The following is a 2,771-nucleotide window of genomic DNA, read 5'->3' on the forward strand; positions in this document are numbered from 1 at the left end:
GCGGGTCAGAGCCGCAGGCCGCAGGCAGCGGCTTCGCCTAAAGGAGTGAAAAATGGCTAAGGAAACGAACCGGATCGACATTTATCAGGCCGTCACCGACGACATTCTTGCGATGCTGGAAGCGGGCACCAAGCCGTGGGTGAAGCCGTGGAGCGGTGGGCCGACCATTCCGCTCCGGCACAATGGGGTCGCCTATCGTGGGATCAACGTCCTCAGCCTTTGGGCCAGCGCTATGCGTCAGGGCTTCGCCTCGCCCTATTGGCTGACCTTCAAACAGGCGTTGGAGCTGGGCGGCAATGTCAGGAAGGGCAGCAAGGGAACCACCATTGTCTATGCCAACAAGCTTGTCGTGAAAGACTCCGAGACGGACAACGAGCGCGCCATTCCGTTCTTGAAACGATACACGGTTTTCAATGCCGATCAGGTCGAAGGACTGGACGGCAAATATCCCGCGCCCGCCCCGATCATCACCAATCCCGAAACCCGCGACGTTGAGCTTGAAGTGATGTTCTCTCGCATCGACGCAACCGTTCGCATCGGCGGATCGCAAGCCTATTACCACACCCGCGACGACTATATCCAAATGCCCGCTTTTGAAGCGTTCCATTCCGCCGACGACTACTATGCCACGCTTGCGCATGAGGCCGTGCATCATGCAGGGCATGAAAGCCGCCTCAACCGAAAAACCCTGATTTCAACGAGTCGCGCCGACTATGCGAGGGACGAACTCGTGGCCGAGCTGGGCGCATCCTTCATCGGCGCGATTGTCGGTTTCAAGGTCGAGGAACGCGAAGACCATGCCGCGTATATCGAGCACTGGTTGACCGCGCTCCGCAACGACAAGCGCGCCATTTTTGAGGCAGCCCGCGAGGCGCAGAACGCCGCCGACTACCTGTTGGCGATGATGACCGACCAAGCGGATTGAATGCCCCGCCCCGCAAAATGCACGAGACGCCGCGCTTGCGCGGCGTCTCATTTCAGGAAAGTGAAATATGGGGGGCTACTCAATGTGGTTTATATACAAATCCCGACATGTTAACTATGGGCGGGAGCAGGTCGTTTTTAGGTGCAAAATGGAAAATATCATCGACACCTACAGGAATCGCATCAAGGCGATGGGGTATGAGCCGCGTCGGCAGGAAGACATTCCTGACGTGATGGCAGCTTATTGCGAAGCAATCGCAAATTGCAAGATTGAAGGACTTGAATTGGTTTCGGATGACCACTCTTTTTGTTTGCTGTTGGTCGAAACCCAAATTCCCGTCGATGTGGCGATTGGTCTGGCGCAGGACTACAACCGTGATGTTCTGTCCCGCCAGAAACTTGCTGCATGATTGGTGAGCGACCCTTACACCTGGCGTAACAGCGACGTTCTTCGGAACAAGCTGGGAATCCGCGACGATAATATTCTCAAGGAGCGAGAAGCTTTCTTCTCGGTTGTCCGGCATGGCGAGCTGATTGTGCAGCGCGCCATGCCGGCGACGAATGCGCGCGAGTATCGCGAACTGCACAATCATCTGTTTCAGGATGTATATGATTGGGCGGGGCGCTTTCGGACTGTGGACATAAGCAAACCCGGCAGCACTTTTGCGCGAGCGCACTTCATTGCCCGCAGCATGGAGCACGAATTTAAGCAGCTGCCCGACCTCCAAACCCTCAAGTCGATGGATCGTGATCGCTTTGCCGATACCATGGGACGGCATATCTCCGAATTAAATGCCGTTCATCCGTTCCGTGAGGGCAATGGTCGTACCATGCGGCTGCACTTGCAGCTACATTCCCTTGCGGCCGAAAAATTCGTCTCGATCCAGGCAATGGGGCCGAAGGACTGGATGGAGGCGAGCCGCGATAGCTTCCATACCGGAAATCACGCCTCCCTCGCCAAAGTTATCCGTGATGCCATGCCCCTCGAACAGAGCCGCGTCGAGCCAGCGCGCGGGCCAGCGGGCATCGCGTTTCCGCCCTCGATGGAATCTCTCATGCCAGCTGGCGAACGGCGCGCTATGAGCATCGAGCAAGCCAAGGATCAGATCAGCCGTTACTTACCTACTGCGCAAACCGTTGCGTCGCGGCAGTATGAGCAGCTTAACCGGATCGCGGAAACGTCCGCTGACATGCGCCAGCTAGCCGCCCGTTCTGCGCAGGAACTCGCCTTTTTCCGTGATCCCAAAGGGCCGATGCACCACCTTCAACTGATCGAACAGCGCCGCTATCATCAAATCGAAGTCAGTTGGTCCGAGGGCATGGACCCGCTGCAACGAGTCCGCGCCATCAGCGCGGGCACTGCTGATTTCCTTTCGAAAATGACCGACCGCGACATTCAGGCCGCCGATCGCGTGCTACGTCTGCAAGTCATGCCTCCCGGCGTCAGTCAGGTTGATCTACGCCTTGCCGCGCAATTCGAGAAAAACTCGCCTGAGCAGAACCGGGCCGATGCCAGGTTCGCGCAATTCCAGCTGGCCATTGATAAGCGCGTCGCCACAGCTACCGAGCGCGGCGCATCGAAGGAACAGCTGGCGCAGATCGTCGAAAGCGCAAAGGCGCATGTCGCCGCAACATTGCGCGAAGGCAAATCACCGACACAGGCGGCCGAGAAATCAAAGGACCGCGAGCGCTGAAAATGAGCGGCCAGGGCCGCGCGCCTAGTAGTCTGTCAGCTGCCACATAGGATCGAGCGGCCCAGGGCCGCGCCCCGTCAGTAGTGGCAGTTGCCACCGGGGGGAACACCAAGGGCACCCGCCCTTTCGTTCCCGAAGCATAATCGACAGGAC

The 2,771-nt window shown here is 58.0% G+C and carries 3 protein-coding genes; all 3 read left to right on the forward strand.

What is annotated here, in order from left to right; all coding sequences use genetic code 11:
* The first annotated feature begins 52 nt into the window (after positions 1-52).
* The 3 genes from AX735_RS04585 to AX735_RS04595 all read left to right on the forward strand — a co-directional run bounded on the left by AX735_RS04585 (position 53) and on the right by AX735_RS04595 (position 2,618).
* Complete coding sequence (locus AX735_RS04585) at positions 53-925, forward strand: ArdC family protein (RefSeq protein ID WP_059153607.1); 873 nt, start codon at positions 53-55, stop codon at positions 923-925.
* Positions 926-1,073: 148 nt separating this feature from the next.
* Positions 1,074-1,334, forward strand: coding sequence for a hypothetical protein (locus AX735_RS04590; protein ID WP_022684640.1), 261 nt, complete (start codon positions 1,074-1,076; stop codon positions 1,332-1,334).
* 3 nt (positions 1,335-1,337) lie between these two features.
* Positions 1,338-2,618 carry a Fic/DOC family protein gene (locus AX735_RS04595; RefSeq protein WP_059153630.1) on the forward strand — a complete coding sequence of 427 codons (1,281 nt, stop codon included), beginning with the start codon at positions 1,338-1,340 and terminating at the stop codon, positions 2,616-2,618.
* The last annotated feature ends 153 nt before the right edge of the window (positions 2,619-2,771 follow it).

This window comes from Blastomonas sp. CCH1-A6, assembly GCF_001556365.1.
Taxonomy (GTDB): domain Bacteria; phylum Pseudomonadota; class Alphaproteobacteria; order Sphingomonadales; family Sphingomonadaceae; genus Blastomonas; species Blastomonas ursincola.

Coding starts and splice junctions, on each gene's coding strand:
- AX735_RS04590 (WP_022684640.1), top strand. CDS start 1,074: ATGGAAAATATCATCGACACCTACAGGAATCGCATCAAGGCGATGGGG.
- AX735_RS04585 (WP_059153607.1), top strand. CDS start 53: ATGGCTAAGGAAACGAACCGGATCGACATTTATCAGGCCGTCACCGAC.